Origin of the sequence: Flavonifractor plautii ATCC 29863, assembly GCF_000239295.1 — a bacterium.
Classification (GTDB): Bacteria; Bacillota; Clostridia; order Oscillospirales; family Oscillospiraceae; genus Flavonifractor; species Flavonifractor plautii.
On record NZ_JH417795.1, the window covers coordinates 1 to 1,370 of the forward strand.

Below are 1,370 nucleotides of genomic sequence, written 5' to 3' on the forward strand. Positions count from 1 at the left end.
AACCATTTTGCGAAAATTCCTTGACACTACCCATGCTCATGACCAGAAACGGGAATTGCGTTAAATAGATCATATATTCTCGGATTGTGCTGACGAAGAGAAGTGCAATAAGGCATACGATCAAACGGCATACAGCCATAGTTTAGATAAAGATTTGATAAGCCTTCGCATTGTTTATTCCAGTACTGCCATTTGATAACGCGATTATTCATTTTATATAACAAATAACGCAATACATTTGAGCCAGCTTTGCCGTTCACAATTACTTCCCGACATTGATCTAGAAGTTCATATATTTTGATTGACTTAGCTTGTGAAGTAATATGACTTTTTATAAAATTGTAATAATCTTGGTCGCTACTTACAAGCTCGGTCAAAGGCATTTTGACAGTTGAGAGAAATCTCATCAGTTCTCTATATTCAATAGAGTTGGTGCTATGTTCCACGCGTGGCCCAAAGATTTCAGAAAGGTTATCCCATTCACACGGCCGAATAGATACTTCATACCCATCTATTATTAGGATAGACATATCCTTGTCCAGAATATGAATTGTATCATTATAAATTGAAAACTTTATAGCGTAGTTATCCATGATTTCGTGACTAGTAAAAGCAATTACTCGATCAAACTTGCTAGTATTAGCCGTTGCTGCAGTAAATGTAACCTCATAATATATTCTTTGATTTATAAAGAAAGGTTTAATTTTCTGAACATAATAGCGATCATTGTATGTTACAGCATAACTAAATCTGCTTGGCGTCTCAATTCTTTCTGCAATTTTCGTGTAATAATCGGATAGTTCGGTATCAGTGTCCAAAGGAAAATCTTCTATATTCTCTAGCACGTCAAGATTGTATGCCTGTTTAAGATAGAGTTTTGTTTTAAATAGGTGTTCATAATATTTGAGCATAAGCCGCTCGGAGCCATCTTTGTCTACAGTGTAGTGCGATACAGACTTCTGGAGTAGCTCATGAAATCTATATAAAAAACGCAAATTTCCATGACGTTGCATATCTTTTAGAGCGGCAACATTGAGATTATAATCATTAGGATTAACATCAGCACCATTAGAAAATGCCTTGATTGCTACATATTCTACAAAATTGCGAATATGCCCCAATATGTTTTGGCTCAAAAGACCCCGCTCGGTTGCGCCAAAACGTGCAATGTTGTCACAAATCACGCCACTTGTGTCCAAAATAGCTTTGTCAATTCTTAGCAATATTATCATCTCCTTTTGCAGAAAATCAAAATTATAGTCACTATTATTTTACACCTTTATACTCGAGTCGTAAATCCGCCAAATTTCGAGTGTTTGTGTTTTAAAATAAATTCTTGGTAGTGTCAAGGAATTTTCGCAAAATGGTTT

Annotated in this window: 1 protein-coding gene; it reads right to left on the reverse strand. The window is 35.4% G+C overall.

Annotation, left to right across the window (positions count from 1 at the left end; genetic code table 11):
• Positions 1-26: 26 nt before the first annotated feature.
• Positions 27-1,223: a hypothetical protein gene (locus tag HMPREF0372_RS19220; protein WP_007492212.1), complete on the reverse strand. Its 1,197-nt coding sequence runs from the start codon at positions 1,221-1,223 to the stop codon at positions 27-29.
• Between the last annotated feature and the right edge of the window lie 147 nt (positions 1,224-1,370).